The 15,413-nt window shown below is 67.2% G+C and carries 16 protein-coding genes and 1 CRISPR repeat array (1 of these 17 running past the window's edge); of the genes, 5 read left to right on the forward strand and 11 right to left on the reverse strand.

The annotated features are described in order from the left end of the window. Positions 1 to 52 precede the first annotated feature (52 nt). The 5 genes from BS74_RS05250 to BS74_RS05270 form a co-directional block, all read right to left on the reverse strand. The gene (locus BS74_RS05250; protein WP_038056684.1) at positions 53 to 1,465 is read right to left on the reverse strand and encodes a DUF5666 domain-containing protein; all 1,413 of its coding nucleotides are present in this window, start codon (positions 1,463 to 1,465) and stop codon (positions 53 to 55) included. 22 nt (positions 1,466 to 1,487) lie between these two features. Continuing rightward, positions 1,488 to 2,591, reverse strand: a complete 1,104-nt coding sequence (locus tag BS74_RS05255; RefSeq protein ID WP_051946757.1) for a HAMP domain-containing sensor histidine kinase — start codon at positions 2,589 to 2,591, stop codon at positions 1,488 to 1,490. Next, the gene (locus BS74_RS05260; RefSeq protein ID WP_038056686.1) at positions 2,588 to 3,259 is read right to left on the reverse strand and encodes a response regulator transcription factor; all 672 of its coding nucleotides are present in this window, start codon (positions 3,257 to 3,259) and stop codon (positions 2,588 to 2,590) included. Before BS74_RS05260 ends, BS74_RS05255 begins: the two co-directional genes overlap by 4 nt. 55 nt (positions 3,260 to 3,314) lie before the next feature. Next, positions 3,315 to 3,869 (reverse strand): hypothetical protein, encoded by a 555-nt coding sequence (locus tag BS74_RS11480; protein WP_185747699.1) that lies wholly within the window; start codon positions 3,867 to 3,869, stop codon positions 3,315 to 3,317. 189 nt (positions 3,870 to 4,058) lie between these two features. Beyond that, positions 4,059 to 4,745 (reverse strand): gamma-glutamyl-gamma-aminobutyrate hydrolase family protein, encoded by a 687-nt coding sequence (locus BS74_RS05270; RefSeq protein WP_038056688.1) that lies wholly within the window; start codon positions 4,743 to 4,745, stop codon positions 4,059 to 4,061. Positions 4,746 to 4,891: 146 nt separating this feature from the next. On the opposite strand from BS74_RS05270, the gene BS74_RS05275 reads away from it, so the two are divergent. Together BS74_RS05275 and BS74_RS05280 are read left to right on the forward strand one after the other, a co-directional pair. After that, the gene (locus tag BS74_RS05275) at positions 4,892 to 5,158 is read left to right on the forward strand and encodes a type II toxin-antitoxin system Phd/YefM family antitoxin (protein WP_038056690.1); all 267 of its coding nucleotides are present in this window, start codon (positions 4,892 to 4,894) and stop codon (positions 5,156 to 5,158) included. After that, positions 5,155 to 5,580, forward strand: coding sequence for a type II toxin-antitoxin system VapC family toxin (locus BS74_RS05280; RefSeq protein ID WP_081914561.1), 426 nt, complete (start codon positions 5,155 to 5,157; stop codon positions 5,578 to 5,580). The genes BS74_RS05275 and BS74_RS05280 overlap by 4 nt, the downstream gene beginning before the upstream one ends. Positions 5,581 to 5,905: 325 nt before the next feature. Here BS74_RS05280 and BS74_RS05285 read toward each other — a convergent pair whose 3' ends face one another. From BS74_RS05285 to cas10, 6 genes are read right to left on the reverse strand one after another with little or no spacing between them, the layout of a single operon-like run. Beyond that, entirely contained in the window at positions 5,906 to 7,078 is a 1,173-nt protein-coding gene (locus BS74_RS05285; protein WP_038056693.1) for a TM1812 family CRISPR-associated protein, read from the reverse strand. A gap of 12 nt (positions 7,079 to 7,090) precedes the next feature. Then, on the reverse strand, positions 7,091 to 8,221 hold the full coding sequence (csm5, locus tag BS74_RS05290; protein ID WP_038056695.1) for a type III-A CRISPR-associated RAMP protein Csm5: 1,131 nt from the start codon (positions 8,219 to 8,221) through the stop codon (positions 7,091 to 7,093). Next, positions 8,218 to 9,096 (reverse strand): type III-A CRISPR-associated RAMP protein Csm4, encoded by an 879-nt coding sequence (gene csm4 / locus BS74_RS05295; protein WP_038056697.1) that lies wholly within the window; start codon positions 9,094 to 9,096, stop codon positions 8,218 to 8,220. Before csm4 ends, csm5 begins: the two co-directional genes overlap by 4 nt. A 4-nt stretch (positions 9,097 to 9,100) precedes the next feature. Continuing rightward, positions 9,101 to 9,832, reverse strand: coding sequence for a type III-A CRISPR-associated RAMP protein Csm3 (gene csm3, locus BS74_RS05300; RefSeq protein ID WP_038058899.1), 732 nt, complete (start codon positions 9,830 to 9,832; stop codon positions 9,101 to 9,103). A 10-nt stretch (positions 9,833 to 9,842) separates the two neighbouring features. After that, positions 9,843 to 10,247: a type III-A CRISPR-associated protein Csm2 gene (gene csm2 / locus BS74_RS05305; protein WP_038056705.1), complete on the reverse strand. Its 405-nt coding sequence runs from the start codon at positions 10,245 to 10,247 to the stop codon at positions 9,843 to 9,845. Beyond that, positions 10,247 to 12,676 carry a type III-A CRISPR-associated protein Cas10/Csm1 gene (cas10, locus tag BS74_RS05310; protein WP_038056706.1) on the reverse strand — a complete coding sequence of 810 codons (2,430 nt, stop codon included), beginning with the start codon at positions 12,674 to 12,676 and terminating at the stop codon, positions 10,247 to 10,249. The genes csm2 and cas10 overlap by 1 nt, the downstream gene beginning before the upstream one ends. Positions 12,677 to 12,780: 104 nt before the next feature. On the opposite strand from cas10, the gene cas6 reads away from it, so the two are divergent. From cas6 to BS74_RS11895, 3 genes are read left to right on the forward strand one after another with little or no spacing between them, the layout of a single operon-like run. Next, complete coding sequence (gene cas6 / locus BS74_RS05315) at positions 12,781 to 13,518, forward strand: CRISPR-associated endoribonuclease Cas6 (protein WP_038056708.1); 738 nt, start codon at positions 12,781 to 12,783, stop codon at positions 13,516 to 13,518. A gap of 7 nt (positions 13,519 to 13,525) precedes the next feature. Then, entirely contained in the window at positions 13,526 to 14,731 is a 1,206-nt protein-coding gene (locus BS74_RS05320) for a TIGR02710 family CRISPR-associated CARF protein (RefSeq protein ID WP_038056710.1), read from the forward strand. Continuing rightward, positions 14,732 to 14,908 carry a hypothetical protein gene (locus BS74_RS11895; protein ID WP_185747700.1) on the forward strand — a complete coding sequence of 59 codons (177 nt, stop codon included), beginning with the start codon at positions 14,732 to 14,734 and terminating at the stop codon, positions 14,906 to 14,908. A 372-nt stretch (positions 14,909 to 15,280) separates the two neighbouring features. After that, positions 15,281 to 15,413: direct repeats of the CRISPR family, unit length 36 nt; unit sequence GTTGCACGAGATGCTTCCCCGTAAGGGGATTGCGAC (it continues 582 nt past the right edge of the window).

The following is a 15,413-nucleotide window of genomic DNA, read 5'->3' on the forward strand; positions in this document are numbered from 1 at the left end:
GCCCCGTAAGCGGGGGGGCGGGGCTAATGGCCCCGCCCCCACAAGCCCCCTCCTAGCGCCGCTTGAGCTCCACTTTTTCTGCGGAGATCACCCCCCCAGACAGGGTACCCTTGACCTCCACGCGGTCCCCCTCCTGCAGGAGGGAGAAGAACTCCCCTTGGCTCAGGTAGCGGTCCTGGGCTTCAAAGCGGGTGGTGGGGCTTGTGGTCACCAGATAACCCAGGAGCTGGAAGGTATAAGCGGTGCGGTCCACCGCCGAAGCCGGGCCTTCCCACTCAGAAGTTCCATTTTCCCCGCCGGTGCCTTTGATCTCCACCTTCACCGCATAGAAGCGGCCATCGGCGTCAAGGGTGGAGGGGTCGTAGCGGACCTCGGCGTGGTCGCCCACCCTTATATCCGCAAAGGCGATGGGTCCGTCAGGGTCGTCCCGCTTGAGGACCGTGCGGCTGTCCACATAGAAGCGGAGGGAGCCCAGCTCAAAGGTGTAGGCCGCGGGGTCAATGGCGGTGACCTGCCCCTTTGCCTCGGCCTTGGGGGGACGGGAGCCGGGGTATTTCACCTTCACCAACTGGGCGTGGAGAAGGCTGGGATTGGCGGGATCCAGCTGCCCCTTCGCCTCCACGTAGACACCCTCGGAGAGGGTGCCCACCACGGTGGCCCCACGGTAGTCCACCAGGTACCCAAGAAGCTGGAAGGTCTTGGCCGTCTCGTCCAGGGCCTGGATGGGGCCTTCCAGCTCCAGGCGCCTCGAGGCCCCGTATCCGTTATGCCCCGAGGTCTTAAACTCCACCTTGCTGGCTTGGATGGTGGTTCCGGAGAGAATGCCCTTGACCTCTACCCATGCGCCTTCTTTAGGTGTGCCCGTCACGCGGGCTCCGGAGTAGTCCACCACGTACCCGTTCAGGAGGAAGGTCATGGCCGCAGGGTCCAGCCCGGTGGCCTGGCCTTCCAGCTCCACCCCCTGGGTAGCGGCGGGGTAGCGCTCAATGTAGGAGGCCAGGACGCCGGAGGCCGTGGCCGTTCCGTGCACCTCCACCACGTCCCCCACCCTTAGGTCGCTGAGCAACAGGGTGCGGTACACACCCCCTGCCTTCTCGTAGATCCGGGTGTTGGCGTCGGTCTGTACCCCTTGCCCTAGGACCTCGAGGGTCCCGGCCATCGGGTCCAGGGCGGTGATGGGACCCTTTAGCTCCACACGAACGTCCAGGCTGGCTACGCGCACCGTGGAGCCCAGGTCCTGGCCGGACACCTGGACCACCATGCCAGGGAGCAGGGTTCCAGTGAAGGCCTCCCCTTCCTTGGTCAGGCTGGCCCCGGAGGTATCCAGGGCCTTACCCATCAGGGTGGGCCGCTCCGGCGTGCCCCCCAGCACCCCCACGGCCTGGTACTCCTGCCCCGCCTGGGGCCCGAGCTGGCATGCGGCGAGGAGAACCATGCTCCAGAAAAGGATGAGCCTCTTGCCCATGTTTCACCCCCCGAGGCCCAGGCTACCCTCCCGGCGTAAACGGGGCGTAAACATCGTCCCCCCGGGGAAGCCAGAGGACAAACAAGGCTCCGCCCTCGGGGTGGTTGCCCGCCTGGATGCGGCCCCCCATGGCTTCCACCAGGCTCTTGGCGATGGAAAGGCCAAGCCCGCTGCCGCCGCGGCCGCGGGCGGGGTCGCCCCGGTAAAAACGCTGGAAGACCCTTTCTTCCTCCCCCGGTTTCAGGCCGGGTCCGGTGTCCCACACCGCTAGGCGCACCCCTGACCCCTCCTCCTCCAAGGACACCTCCACCCGTCCCCCTGCCGGGGTGTGCCGGATAGCGTTGTCCAGGAGGTTGTGGAGCACCCGCTGGAGGGCTTCCCGGTCCGCAAGCAGGGGAGGGGCTTTGCCGCGGAGCTGGAGGTCCACCCCCTTGGCCGCGGCTTTGGCGGCATGGGCCTCCAGAACCCCTCGCACCAGGCTCTGGGCGTCCAGGCGCTCGGGGGTAAGCCGCAGGCCACCGCTTTCCGCCAGGGTGAGGAGGCGCAGGTCCTCCACCAACCGCCCCAGGAGCCGTACCTCCTCCTGAAGGCGGCGGAGGTGCTCCGGGGTGCAGGGGAGGAGGCCGTCCTCCAGGGCCTCGAGGTCTCCCTGGAGCACGGTGAGGGGGGTACGCAGGTCGTGGGCGATGTCGGCGAGGAGCCGCTTTTCCTCTGCCTCCTTCCGGGCAAGCTCATCCAAAAGCTGGTTAAAGCTTTGGGCCAGCCCTGCCACCTCGTCTTGCCCCTGCACCTGGGCCCGGCGGGTGCGGTCCCCCCGGCGGTAGGCCTCAGCGGTTTGGGCAAGCTCTCGCACGGGACGCACCAGCCCCAAGGCCAGGAGGAGCCCGGCCCCTAGGCCCATAAGCAGGGCGGCGCCGGAGGATACCGCCACAGCTCCGCGTAGCTCCTGCAGGATGCGGCGTTCCCGGAGGCCCAGCCGGGGGGCAGGAGCGGCTGGACCCAGCCCCAGGGCCATGGCCCGTTCTAGGTGGCTGGAGGCGGCCCGGTAGGCCAGGAACCCGGAGAGCCCCGCCACCAAAAGGGCTACCAGGGCCATGGCCAAGGCAAGGCGGGCGGTGAGGCTCATGCGTCCTCCTTCAGGCGGTAGCCGTAGCCGCGTACGGTTTCCAAAAGCCCGGCGCAGGGGCCCAAGCGGGCCCGGAGGTTTTTCACGTGGGCGTCCACGGTGCGCTCATCGGCTTCGCTCCCGAGCCCTGCCAGGAGCTCTTCCCGGGTCACGGCCCTTCCCGCCTGCGCCACCAGCAGGTAGAGAAGGCGCACCTGAAAGGGGGTGAGGGAAAGTTCCTTTCCCCCGCAGCGGGCGCGCAGGGCTTCCATGTCCACCTCCAAGGGACCGGCCCGCACGTGGCTTGGAGGGCGCACCAGGCCTTGGGCCCGCCTCAGCACCGCCTTCACCCGGGCCACCACCTCCCGGGGGCTGAAGGGCTTCACCACGTAGTCGTCCGCCCCCAGCTCCAGCCCCAGAAGCCGGTCCACCTCCTCCGCCTTGGCGGTGAGGACGATGATGGGGGTTTTGTCCGCCTGGCGAATGCGCTTCAGGACCTCGAGGCCCTCCAGCTTGGGGAGCATAAGGTCCAAAAGGATCAAGTCGGGGCGCGCCCTCCGCCAGAGCTCCAGGGCCCTTTCCCCGTCCCCTGCCCGCTCCGTGCGGAAACCGTTGGCCCGAAGGTAGCGCTCTAGGGTGTCCGCAATCTGGGGTTCGTCCTCCACCACCAACACCAGCTCCCCCGGCATACCCTTAGCCTAGAGCAAGGGGCCTCCCCTTCAGGGGGAGGCCCCTTACCGGGGCTCACCTACCCCACCAAGGGCCGAAGGGTCCAAAGCTACCGCCCTGTGGGAAGTAGGGGCACGTGGGGTAGCCGGGTCCCTGGGGCGCGCCCGGGGCCACGGGTTGCCCGGTGCGCTGGCCGTAAGCCTGGGCGCCGAAGGCGGGGCCGTAGGCGAAGCCCCCAACCGGCCCTACTTCCCGCTGGAGCATGGCCTTGACCACCGCCTGGGTGCGGGCCTTCATCAAGGTGGCCTGGGCCTCGTTTAGGGCGCCGGCCTGCACCGCCTGGTCAATGGCGGCATTGCGGGCCTCCACCAGCTGCGCCTCCAGCTTGGCCGGGTCTACCCCCAGCTCCTGGGCGATCTGGGCCAGGGTCTTGCCCTGCTGGTGCAAGGCGATGAGCTCCTCGGGGGTGAGGCCCAGGAGCGAAGCCGCCTCGTCGTGAAGGGTGCCCGCCAGGCCCACCGTAACGCCTGCCTGCGGCGTGCCCACACCGAAGCCAGCCCGAGGTCCGTACGCGAGCGCCAACCCAATCGCCACCAGTCCTGCCAGCACCAACCCTGCCTTGCCTTTCATGGCCTTCTCCTTTCTGACCCTTCCCAGGGTCGCCCCTAGGGTAGGCGGGGAAGGGTGAAGGGAGAAGGACTTCCGCGTGAACCGGAGGTGAACGGCCAGCGGCCCCGCCCTGGCTTGGGCGGGGCTACAGAAAGATCACGGGCGAGCCGCCTTGGTGTTGGCCGATAGAGCAAGCTTTGTGCAGGGCAGTTAACCCTTGAGGAGGGCGAAAAGATCCCAGTGTTCCCTAAGGAGCTCCGGGTGCCACTGCACGCCCAGGAAGAGGGGATGGCCCTCCAGGACCACCGCCTCCACCAGGCCATCGGGGGCCACCGCCACGGGTTTCAGGCCTTTGCCCAAGTCCTTCAGCCCCTGGTGGTGGTAGGAGTTGACGCGGAAGGCCTGGGGAAAGAGCCGGGAGAGGGGACTTGCCGCCACCTGACGCGCGGTGTGGGCAAGGGCGGGTGGGGGGCTTTTCTGGTAGTGCTGGACTTCCTTGAAACCTTGGGCCTCGAGGTCCTGGTAAAGCGTCCCCCCCAGCGCCACGTTCATCACCTGAACACCTCGGCAAACCCCGAGGATAGGGAGGCCCCGCTCCGCGGCGTAGCGGGCCAGGAAAATCTCGTGGGCATCCCTTTCCGGGCTCACTTCTCCCAAGCGTGGGTGGGGCTCCTCCCCGTAGCGGGCGGGGTCCACATCCCCACCCCCAGGAAGGAGAAGGCCGTCCAGATGCGGGAGGATGCGCTCCAGGGCCTCTGGCTCCTGCGGGGGCAGGAGGACGTGGGCCAACCCCTGGGTGGCAAGGGCCTCCAGGTAGAACTCCAATAGGCCCCAAAACCTCCGGCTCATGAGGCCCTCGCTTTGGCGGTACTGGGTGGCGATGCCGATGAGGCGCATGGGGCCATCCTATACCAGGGGCCAAGCTTGGCCGCTACACCGCATAGAGCCCCACGCTTCCACAAAAAGCCCCAATGCTCCCGCAGGGGGTGTCCAAGACCGAACTCCTCCATGACTGGTCTGACCAGTTATGCTAGACTGAGGCCGTGGGCAAGACCTGGCAGCTGCAAGAGGCCAAGGCCCGCTTCTCCGAGCTGGTGGAGGAGGCCCTCCGCTCCGGTCCCCAGGTGGTGACCCGCCGGGGCAAAAGGGCGGTGGTGGTCCTCTCCTGGGAGGTCTACGCCCGCCTGGCGGGAGAGGAGATCAGCCTTCTGGAGGCCCTCCGCCCCCAAGAGCCCCTCCCCAACGAGGAGGTGGAAGCCCTCTTTCCTGGGACAAGGGAGGGAATAGCCTTCAGGAAGGTGGAGCTTTGAGCTACCTCTTGGATACCAACGTGGTCTCCGAGGCGGCCAAGCGGGATCCCCACCCCAAGGTGGCGGCTTGGCTGGAGGCTGTACCCCTGGGGGAAGCCTACCTCTCCGCCCTGACCCTGGGGGAGTTGGCACAGGGGGTGGTGCGGGCTCCTTTGGAGCGGCGCCCACGGTTGGAGGCCTGGCTGGAGGGGCTCAAGCGCCGCTTCGCGGGGCGGATCCTCCCCCTGGACGCGGGGGTGATGGAGGTCTGGGGGGAGCTCACCGGGCGGGCCATGGCAGAGGGAAGGAGCCTCTCCCCCCTGGACGCCATGTTGGCGGCTACGGCCTTGCGGCACGGGTTGGTGCTGGTCACCCGCAACCTGAGGCGTTTTGAGGGGGTACCGGTGCGGGTGTTTAGCCCGTGGGAGGAAGCCGATGGCTGACTTTTTGCCCCCATCCACATGGATTTCTAAGTGCCCTCCTCTTATCCTCGCCCCAAGACAGCCCCTTTTGGCCTCCACCTGACCCCTGAGGAGGACACCCAGCTGCAAGAAGAGAAGGCCCGCGGAATAGTCTGCATTGGAACCCGTTGGGGACGGTGTGGCGGCGGGTGAAGGGGTGGCCCTTGCCGCGGCGGAGCTACGGGAGGTGGGGGAGCGTTTAGAAAGGGAAAAGTCTATGCGTGGGCGCCTAGGGTGGCGGCGCTTGCCGGGAGACGCCGCACCAAGACTCCAGGGGAAGGAGGTGGCAGCGGTCGGCGGCCTGGGTTCAGGCACCCTCGTTGGGGGCGCTGGTTTCCTCTACCAGGGCCCGCACCTTAGGCCATACCTTTTGGATGCGGTTCTCCAGGGTTTCCGCTGGCGTGGGCCCTTTGCGCATGCTGGCGTGCAGGGTGTCGTTCCGGATCTCGCTGAGCTCACCCCAAAGCTCCCCCAGCGCGTTTCGGTGGTCCTCGGCGCCTGTCTGGACCCTTTTGCTCCAGGCCCCTAAAAGCCTCTCCGCGGCCTCCCGTTCCTCCACGGGGTCAAAACCCCGCTTTAGGCACACCACGCTCACCACCAGCTCCCGCATGAGGGCCACCGCCTGGGCTAGGCTTCCCGTCCTGAGCAGGAGGTCCACCATGGCTGCCTGGGCCCGCAGGCCCTCCGGGGTGAAGGGGTTTTCCACGGCCAGGGGTCGGTACTGTCCTTCCAAGAGGTCCAGGAGAAGGCCTAGGGGTTGGGAGCGGGGCAGGCTGACGAGGTCTTCCTTCACCCGCTCTAGGGCCTCGAGCAGGCCGCGAGCGTGCTCCCCCGCCTCCTGCACCCGCAGGAGTTCCAGGGAAAGGCTCAGCCGGTCCAGGGTGTTGCCCAGGGTGCCCAGGGCCCGCACCTGGGCCTCACTTCTGAGCCAGCTTTGGCGATGAAGGCCTTTTAGGAGTTCTCCCAATGGTCGGCCAAACCCGTGGCGGAATAGGTCCCGGGCAGCCTCGGTCCAAGAGAGGAGTTCCAGAAAGGGGGTGAGGTCCAAAAACTCTCCGCGACCTTCCTCCTCCAAGAGGAGCCCGTACACGATGCGCTCCACCTCCACCCCCTTGGCTACCCGGAGAAAGTGGGCCACCGCCAGGCCCAGGATGGGCTGGGAGCGGAAGCCGTGGGAAATGTCCAGCACCAGGCGGGCCTCCCCGGGCACCGCCTCCGCCATGGCGTTGAAGATGCGCCAGAGCTCTTCCTCCGTACGGCCATCGGGGATGGGCACCTCCTGGTAAGGTACCCGGGCCCGCAGGGCCTCCCCATGCTTTTCCCGGGCCTTTTGCGTGAGCAGGACTTTTAGGGTGTGGTCCGGGTAGTGCTTGGCCAGGGCCTCTTGGGTGTAGGGGGTGGCGTAGTCCTTCCCGTCCAGCCTGTAGGGCACCTCCTGGTAGTTGCCGACACCGAGAAAGGAAAGGATCAGCTTCTCCATGACTCCCTTCCTTCAGAGGGGTACAAGCCGCCCCACCGCCCACCCCAAGGGGTAGCCGTCCTTGGGGTCTTTGGCCCCTATGGTCTTGCGGGTCTTGGGCTCCTGGCCTTCGGGGTGGTCCTCGGGGAGGAGGAGGGCCAGGCGGAGGCTCAGCCTTCCCGAGCCGAAGCCCACCCGGAGGGGAAAGACCTCGGGGTCCTCGAGCCTCTGCTTCAGCTCCCGGTAAACCTCGAGGGCCTTCTCCAGCCCGTAATCCTCCGCATAGCCTTGTTCCCACTCCGCCACCCTGGCGTAGTACTCCCTAAGGGCCTTCTTAAGCTCCGAGGGCGGCACCGCCCCCGCCACTCCCCCTTGCCGGGCCAAGCCCCCCTGGTACCGGAAGAGGAAGCGGAAGCGGCTCCCCTTGCGGAAGGTCTCCGCCAGGATGGGGATGCCCGCCATCTGGCCCTTGGGGTGGAACACCCCGATGCGGTTCAGGAAGCTTTCCCCGGGCCCCGAGTCCGTGAGCCGCACCGCGCGGAAGGGGTCGCGGTAGAGGTCCAGGCGGTACCTTCGCCTCTTCTCATCCCAAGAGGCATACCCAAGGGTCACCCCTTCAAACTCCTGGTTCTGGGAAATACTGGGGTCTCTGGGCGGCCTTATGCGGACCTCATCCCTGGCCTTTTCGAACTGCCATATGGGTTTTTGAAACACCAGGTTCTCCCCCCTCTGCATCAGGCGCCAGAAAAGCCAGGCGGTGCGAAGGGCACCTTTGACGCTGGAGCCCGGCAGGTAGGGGCCCAGGGGGGAGTAGGGGAGGGGGCGGTACTCCAGATGGGCCTCCTCCGTGGCCTCCTGGATGGAATGAAAAAAGGCGCTGCTGGCCGGGAGGGTGCGCACCACCGCCTCCTTGGGCACCTGGCCCTCCCGGAAGAGGCTTTGCAAGACCTCCTGGGCCCCCTTGGGGCCCTCGGCCACCTTGTGCAGGAAGGCTGCCCGCCGCTCTGGGGAGAAGGCCTGGAGGAGGGTGGAGGGGTCCAGGAGGTGGACGACCTTGTTCTCAAAGTCGGGCACGTAGGCGTAGGCGGGGTAGGCCTCCCCCGTGCCCACGTGGACGGGGGAGAGGAGCTCCAGCTCCAGGGCGTAGGCCTCCAGGAAGCTCATACCCGCACCCCCAAGGGAAAGACCTGCAAGGCTTCCCACACCCGCACCCCCATTTCTGGGGGCTCGGAAGGGGTCACGTCCAGGAGCAAAAACCCGTCCCGCTTTCGGTACACGCTACCCTCCTTGGCCCGCAGATGGGGGGCCTTGAAGGGCCTAGCCCCCACGTACCCCCCGCCCAGGCGGCCCCAGTAGGGCTCGGGTTCGTAGTAGAGGGCCCCCTCCAAGGGCCCAGGGGAGAGGGTGACGTAGGCGTTGGGCTCCCTGGCTTCGGGCAGGTCCACTGGGCGCACCTCCTCCACCAGGAACCACCCGGCCCCCACGCTGGCCAGACCCCCGTAGCCCATGGCCCCCACAAACTCCAGGCCCTCCTTTAGGTCAAAGGGGGGTTCTCCCAGGGCGTACACCGCATACCGCCCCGAGGGGAAGAGGAGGTCTTGGGCAAAGAGGATCCCCTGGCGGGCCCCGCCCGTACCCCGGTCAATGCCCACCCGCGTCCGGCGCAGGCGGCGGGGGATGGGCGGGGTGAGTCTTCCTTCCTCCTCTTTCGCCTCGGGGGCCTCGAGGAGCGCCTCCTCCCCCCGCTCGGCCACTTGCTGGAAGGTGGCGAAGGAGAGGAGGGAGAGGTTCTTCAGCCGCTTGCGCAAGTCGGTGTCCTCCACCTGAAGGGGCGGGAGCTTGGGCCTTGGGAGCCAGCCCTCCGGGAAGGCGCTGGAGAGGCGGAAGTCCGTCTCTTGAAGCCTTTCCAGTAGCCCTTCCAGGGCCTCCTTGCCGTGGGTGTAGCGGTACCACCAAAAGAGGTGCCCAAGCAGGGTGGTGGCCCGGGGCAGGGCCCGCACCGGGCCCCGGAAGCGGAGGTAGTAGGCGGTGGCCCGCATGGCGCTACCCTGCCAGGGATACCTCTTGGATGTCCAGGCGCTCCGCCAGGTCCAGGCCTTCCTGCTCCTCGGGGGGCCTAGAGGGATGCAGGAAGTAGACCTGGCCGTATCCGCGGGAGATGTGCCCTCCCAGGCCGTCCAGCTCCAGGAGCCTGAGGGCCCGCATGAGGTATTCCTTGAAGTACTTCTCGTCCAGGTCGTCCAGTACCCGGTAGACCATCTCCACCTGGAAGCGGGCCCCAGCGGGCACCCTTTCCGTGGTGCGGGGGTTGGCGTTCCCCCCCAGGCGGGGGATGAAGACCTCCTGCTTGATCTCCGTGAGGTACCCGCCCCGGGCCACGGTGCGCTCCAGCTCCTGCTTGGAATCCGGGGTGAGGTAGGCGTCCCGCACCAGAAGCCGGGTGGGCCCGCGTTCGCGGGCCACCTCCAGGGCCTTGGTGTCATTCTCTGGGGCTAGGCCAAAGATGCGGGCCACGGGGTCCTTGGGGTTATCGGAGGCGAAGACGTGCTTGTCCTTGGCCTTCAGGATGTAGTCCCCGCCCAGGCTCCACTCCAGGAGGTAGCGGAGCTTCCCCTTCAGGCTGGAGCCTGGGATGTAGGGCTCGTCCGTGAGGGGGTTGCGGATCACGGGGTTGTCCAGGTCGCCGATGGCCATCTGGTCCCGGCTCATGCCGATGCGGAGCCCGGTCTTGGCCAGGAGCAGGGCGCGGATGCGGATCACCTTCCTAAGCTGCATCTTCACCACCTCACTTCCCCGAGGCGTAAAAGTAGGCCAGCACCGCCTCCACGTACTTCATCATGGCTTCAAAGTCCTTGGGGCTGCGCTTCCCCGAGTCCAGGGCCTCGTTCATGAAGTTCACGAAGGCCCTGGCGTCCTTCAGAGGCCCCTGGCTGCGGGTGTTGTAGGCCAGCTTGGCCTTCAGGAGTTCCAGCTCGGGCACAAGCCGGGCGAAGGCCGTGGCCTCGTCCGTCTTCCGCTCCTTCTGGAAGCGGTTTTCCAGGGCCCTGAGCTCCGCGAAGTAGTTGCGGAACTGGCTGGACCTGAGCTTGCCCTCTCGCACCAGCTCCTCGGCCACCCTCTTGGCCCTGGCAAAGATTTCCGGGTCCAGAAGCCCCTTTTCCTTGTCCTTGTAAAACTCCAACACCGGCATCAACCCCTCCTTTCCCCATATAGGGCCCACTGGACCCAGACCGGCAGGTGGGTCCAGGCGGGTTGCGTGTGGTCTAAAAGCTCCAGATACCGCTTCCAAGCCCCCTGGTCCTTCTCCCGCACCCGGCGGAGGGCATAGGCCAGAAGGGGCTTGTAGCGCATGCGCTCTCCCTCGTCCAGGTCCTTGGCCCAGAACTGCTTCCACAGGGTTAGCCAGCGGTAAGCCTGGGCCTTGCTCACCGCTTCTTCCCTCAGGTGGCGGCGGAGGTCCTCCTGCCAGGGCTTCAGGGCCCTAAGTTCCTCCCAGGCCACCGCCCGCCCGAAGAGGTAAAGCCGTCCCCGCCCCGCATCCTTGGCCCGCTTTTCCCCCTCCCTGAGGGCCTCGGCCATCTGGGGCACCGGGGTCTTGGGCCCGAAGAGGAGGAAGGCCCCCGAGAGGGTGAGGGCGGGGTGGCGGGTGTAGAGCCGGTAGAGCCTTTCCAGGTCCAGGGCGAACTCCAGAAGGGCGTCCCAAGGGCCCAGGAGGAAGAGGTCGTCCCCTCCCGAGTAGACGCTGTAGAGGAGGGGGTAGCGCCGGGCCTTTACTTTGGCCTCCAGGTCGTTCCAGCCCAGGCGCTTGGCGTACGTGGTGGGGTTGCGGATGAGCTCCAGCACCTCCACGCTGAAGAACCACTCCAGGGCCCGGGAAAGGGCGGCGATGCGGCTTGGGGTGGCCAGGTCCCGGTCCTCCCGGCGGAACCCCGTGGCGAAGGCCTCCCCCATGCGGTCGGCATCCAGCATGAGCCCGCCCAGGTAGGGGACCCCTTCCGAAAGGGCGGCCAGCTCCCCAAAGGTGAGGGGCCGGTCCTCTTCTAAGCCCTCTTCCTCCTCCCAAAGCCCCTCCTCCAGAGCCCAGGTGCGATATTTCTCGAGGTCCATGTCCTTGGCCCTAAGGGCGTGGGCCACCGTGGGCAGGTGGCCCAGGAGGGGCTTCACCTCAAAGGAGGTGCCGTCGGGGGTGAAGTCGGGCTGGGCCCGGTAGGTGTGCCAGGCTTGGGGCAAGGGGCCTTTCCCCAAGGCGGCCTTGAGCCCGGGGAAGCCGAAGAAGGGAGGGAAAGCCTCTTCCACGAAGAAGCCCACCCGGTCCCTTTGCGGCAGGAGCCTGCCGATGGCTGCCTCCCGCTCGCACTCCGGGCAGAGGCTTCCGGGCTCGTCCTTGCGGGCGGGCCTTAGGCCGCAGGCGGCGCAGGGGCGGAGGGCTTGGCGGAGGGTGTCCTCCGTCCGTTGGAGGTGGGGGAAGGGCCGAAGCTTGGCCAGGGCCAGCTCCCGGTGGGCCCGCCGGAGGAGGGCGGCGAAGTCCCGGAAGTCCTGGCCCCGGAAGGGCAGAAGGGCCAGGTGGGGCAGCAGGCTTGCCCCGCCCCGCAGGGCCCACTCGCCCCAGGCCCTTTGGGCCTCCTCCAGGGCCCGGCGGGCCTCCTCGGTGTTGGGGAGGAGGAGGTAGAACTTCCCCCCTGCCCCCATGAGGCGGTTTAAGGGGGTGAGGCCGATCCGGCGCAGGAGGCCCAAGGCCATGGCCTCCGCGGCCAGGCTCACCTCGAGGCTCCTCGCCCGCAGGCGCTTGGCGATGCCCCCCACCCCGGTCTCCGCCCCGGCGATGCGGTAGATGTGCCCCTGGATGCCCCCGAAATCCCCCACCACCAGGAGGAACTTCTCCCCGTCCTGGCGCAGGTCGGCCACGGAGGCCTTCCCCCCGTGGTAGGCCCAAAGGGCGTGGGCGATGGCCGCGGTGAGGCGCAGGTGGTCGTAAAGGCTTACGTCGGGCTCCGACTGGGTGTCGGCGGGCACCAGGGCCAGGGACTCCTGGAAGAGGGCCGCCAAGGAGAGGAGGAGGACCTGGGGGTCTTTTGGGGGCCGGCGGGCCAGGTCCTCCATGCCCTCCTTCACCCTTTCAAAGAGGCGGTGGTAAACCTCCTTGCGGATGTTGGGGCAGCTTTCCGGGTAAGGGGCCCCGGGCTTCAGGCCCTCGCCCCTCCCGTGCACCGGGCTCAGGCCCAGGCGCTCGCCCTCTTGGCCCTGGAGCCGCAGGGGGTGGAAGATGGAGAGAAGGGGAGTTTCGGTAACCCCTCCAGGTTGGCCCTGGGTGGCCTCCTCCCGCTCCTTGGAGGCAAAGGTGTCCGCCAGGGCCACACACCACTCCTCGGGGGTTTGGGGTTGGAACTCTTCCAGTTTCCACCCTTCGTGGTGGCGTTTCACCGTGGTTTTCAGCCAGCCGGGGTCTACCCCCGCCTGTTGGAAGACGTGCCGGTAAAGCTCCACGAACTCGGCGCTGTAGGAGGGGTGGCGTGGGCTGCCCTTGCCCTTGAGGGCCTCCCCGCCCCACGAGGCCCGCTGGAGGAGCTTGCCGATGTCGTGAAGGAGGCAGGCTAGGGCGAGATGGGTTCCGTCCGCCATGGCGCAATCCCAGGGTAACAGGATCCCGTGGGCCTGGTGTGATGTATGAACACGGCCCGCTAACCCCGTTACCCAAGCCCCCAGGGGCATGGTAGAAAGGCGGCATGGTCCTGGCCTCCTTGGTGTTGCTGCTGGAGGGGGAGGCTCCCCCGGAGCCCTTGGGCCTTAGGGGTTTCTTCTATGGCCTCCTGAAGGAGGTGGCCCCGGAGGTGCACGACCAGGGGGAGAACCCCTTCAGCCTGGGCTTTGGGGGTAAGGAGGGGGAGTATTGGGCCCGCATCGCCCTCCTCAGGGAGGAGCTTTACGGGAGGCTTTCCCCCAGGCTTTTTGCCCTGGAGGGCCAAGGGGTCCGCCTGGGCAAGCCCTTCCGGGTGAAGGCGGTGTTGCAGGAGGGCCACCCCTGGGCGGGCCTCACCACCTACCCCCGGCTGTTCCAGGCCCCACCGGGCCCTGACCTGCCCCTTAGGTTCTTCAGCCCCACCTTCTTCCGGCGCAAAGGGGTGCACTACCCCCTTCCCGAACCCCGGCTGGTGCTGGAGAGCCTCCTGCGGCGCCTGGAGGGTTCCGCCTCCTTGCCCCCTCCCCCGGGGGTGCGGGAGGCCCTTTTGGATAGGACCACGGTGCGCTGGTTTGAGGGGAAGACGGTGCGGGCGGAGGCGGAGGTGGAGACGGTGGGGTTTGTGGGGCGGGTGGTCTACCACCTGCCCAGGGCCACGGAGGAGGAATTGGCCTGGCTTTGGGCCCTGGGACGGTTCGCCTTTTATGCCGGGGTGGGGGCCAAAACCTCCTTGGGGTATGGCCGGGCGAGGGTCATTCTCCCCTCCGGGGCGGGCGGGGGATAATGGGGGCATGAAGGTCCTTCTCCTCACGGTGGGTACCACCCGGGCGCCCTTGGAGGAGGCCTTGGCCCACCACGCCCCGGAAGGGGTGGTCTTCCTGGCCAGCCAGGCCACCTTGCCCGTGGCGGCGGAGCTCATCCGGGACTACGCCGGGTCCTTTCGCTACCACACCCTTCTCCTGGAGGATGCGGAAAACCTCCTCGAGGCCTACCAGGTGGCCCTCAAGGCCCTGAAGAAGGCCCTGGAGTGGGAGGCCAGCGCCATCGTGGCCGACCTGACCGGGGGCACCAAGCCCATGACCGCGGGCCTGGTGCTGGCCCTGAGCGGGCGGGGGGTGGTCTTCAGCTATGTGGGCGGGGAAAGGCGGGACCCGGACACGGGCCGGGTCCTCCCGGGGGCCGAGAGGCTTCGCCTCCTGGAGGACCCCACCAGCCGCCTGGGGCTTAGGGAGTGGGGGGGCTTCGTGCGGGCGTGGAACGGCCTGAACCTGGGGGCGGCCTTGGCCGAGCTGGAGGCCCTGCTGCAAAGGCCCCTCTCCCCCTCCGAGGAGCGCTTTTACCGGGCCCTGAAGGGGGTGACCCAGGGGCTCATGGAATGGGACCGCTTCCGGCATGGGGAAGCCCGCCGCCTCCTCCGGGAGCACCTGCCCGTGGCCCTGGCGGTGGCGGAGTCCTGGGGGCATGGGTCCAAGGTGCGGGTGCTGAAGGGGTTGGAGGAGGGGCTAAAGGCCCTAGACCGCATCGTGGAGGCCCGGGGAAAGCCCACCTTTACCCTTCTCCAGGACCTTCTGGCCAATGCGGAAAGGCGGGCGGAGCTGGGGCGCTTTGATGATGCCCTGGCCCGGCTCTACCGGGCCCTGGAGCTGGCGGCGGAGGCGGACGTCCACGAGCGCCTGGGCTTCCTCCTCAAGGACCCCAAGACCTGGCCCGAGGGCTTCCCAGAGGCCTTGCGGGAGCGCATCCTGAAGCCCCGGGGCCTCATGGAGCTCTTGGAGGCGGCCTTTGAGCTGGACCTGGCCTTTGGCCAGCGGGGCTCCCTGGCCCAAAGGCTTTTTGGGGAGAAGAACCGCCTTCAGGCCCTTCTCGCGGGGCGGCACGAGAGCATTCTGGCCCACGGTACCCGGCCCGTGGGGGAGGAGGACTACCGGAAGCTTTGGGACTTCATCCGCCACCTGGACGACCGCCTGGTGCCCCTTCCTCCTTGGCCCAAGTTCTGAATGGTCCTCCACCTGCTCACCCAAGGGGCCACCCTGCGCCTGCGCCAGGGCAGGCAGGTTACCCATCCTCTGGGGTTCCGCAAATCCTATGGGGAGCTCCTACAGGTGCAGGCCGCAAGGCTGAAGGCGGCCATCGTCAAAGGGGAGCCCTACACGCCCTTCTTCCTGAGGGGCTAGGTGGGCAGGGTCCAATGCTATACTTATCTGCGTTTTTGCGCTGCTAAGGATACTGCAAAATGTGAAAGTACGGGGGAGTGTTGTGTGGAGCGATTTCCGCGCCGTTTTTCTTTGACCCAGTCTACCACCGCAGTAAGGTGCTAAAATGGGGGTGTCCGAAGGGCCGGACGGGGATCTTGAAAGCTAGTTTTTCCCTTAGGCAAGGGCAATATGCGTTCTCACCTTTTCATCGGCCCTTTCTCCTGCGGCTTTTCATCGGGCTAAACGCCACAAAACCCCCTTTATTCGCCCCATGCATATTCCAAGTTTCATGTTTCTCACAAACCCCCCCTCTGGGAGCCGCGTCCAGGACGCTGCTCTAGAGGGGGTACAGTTGCACGAGATGCTTCCCCGTAAGGGGATTGCGACACATGTCGTGTAGTATTCGTCGTAGCACGACTCGCACAAGTTGCACGAGATGCTTCCCCGTAAGGGGATTGCGACAGTTTTTCCACTTCTGGGGCCG

Source organism: Thermus amyloliquefaciens (genome assembly GCF_000744885.1).
In the GTDB taxonomy this organism is placed as follows: Bacteria; Deinococcota; Deinococci; order Deinococcales; family Thermaceae; genus Thermus; species Thermus amyloliquefaciens.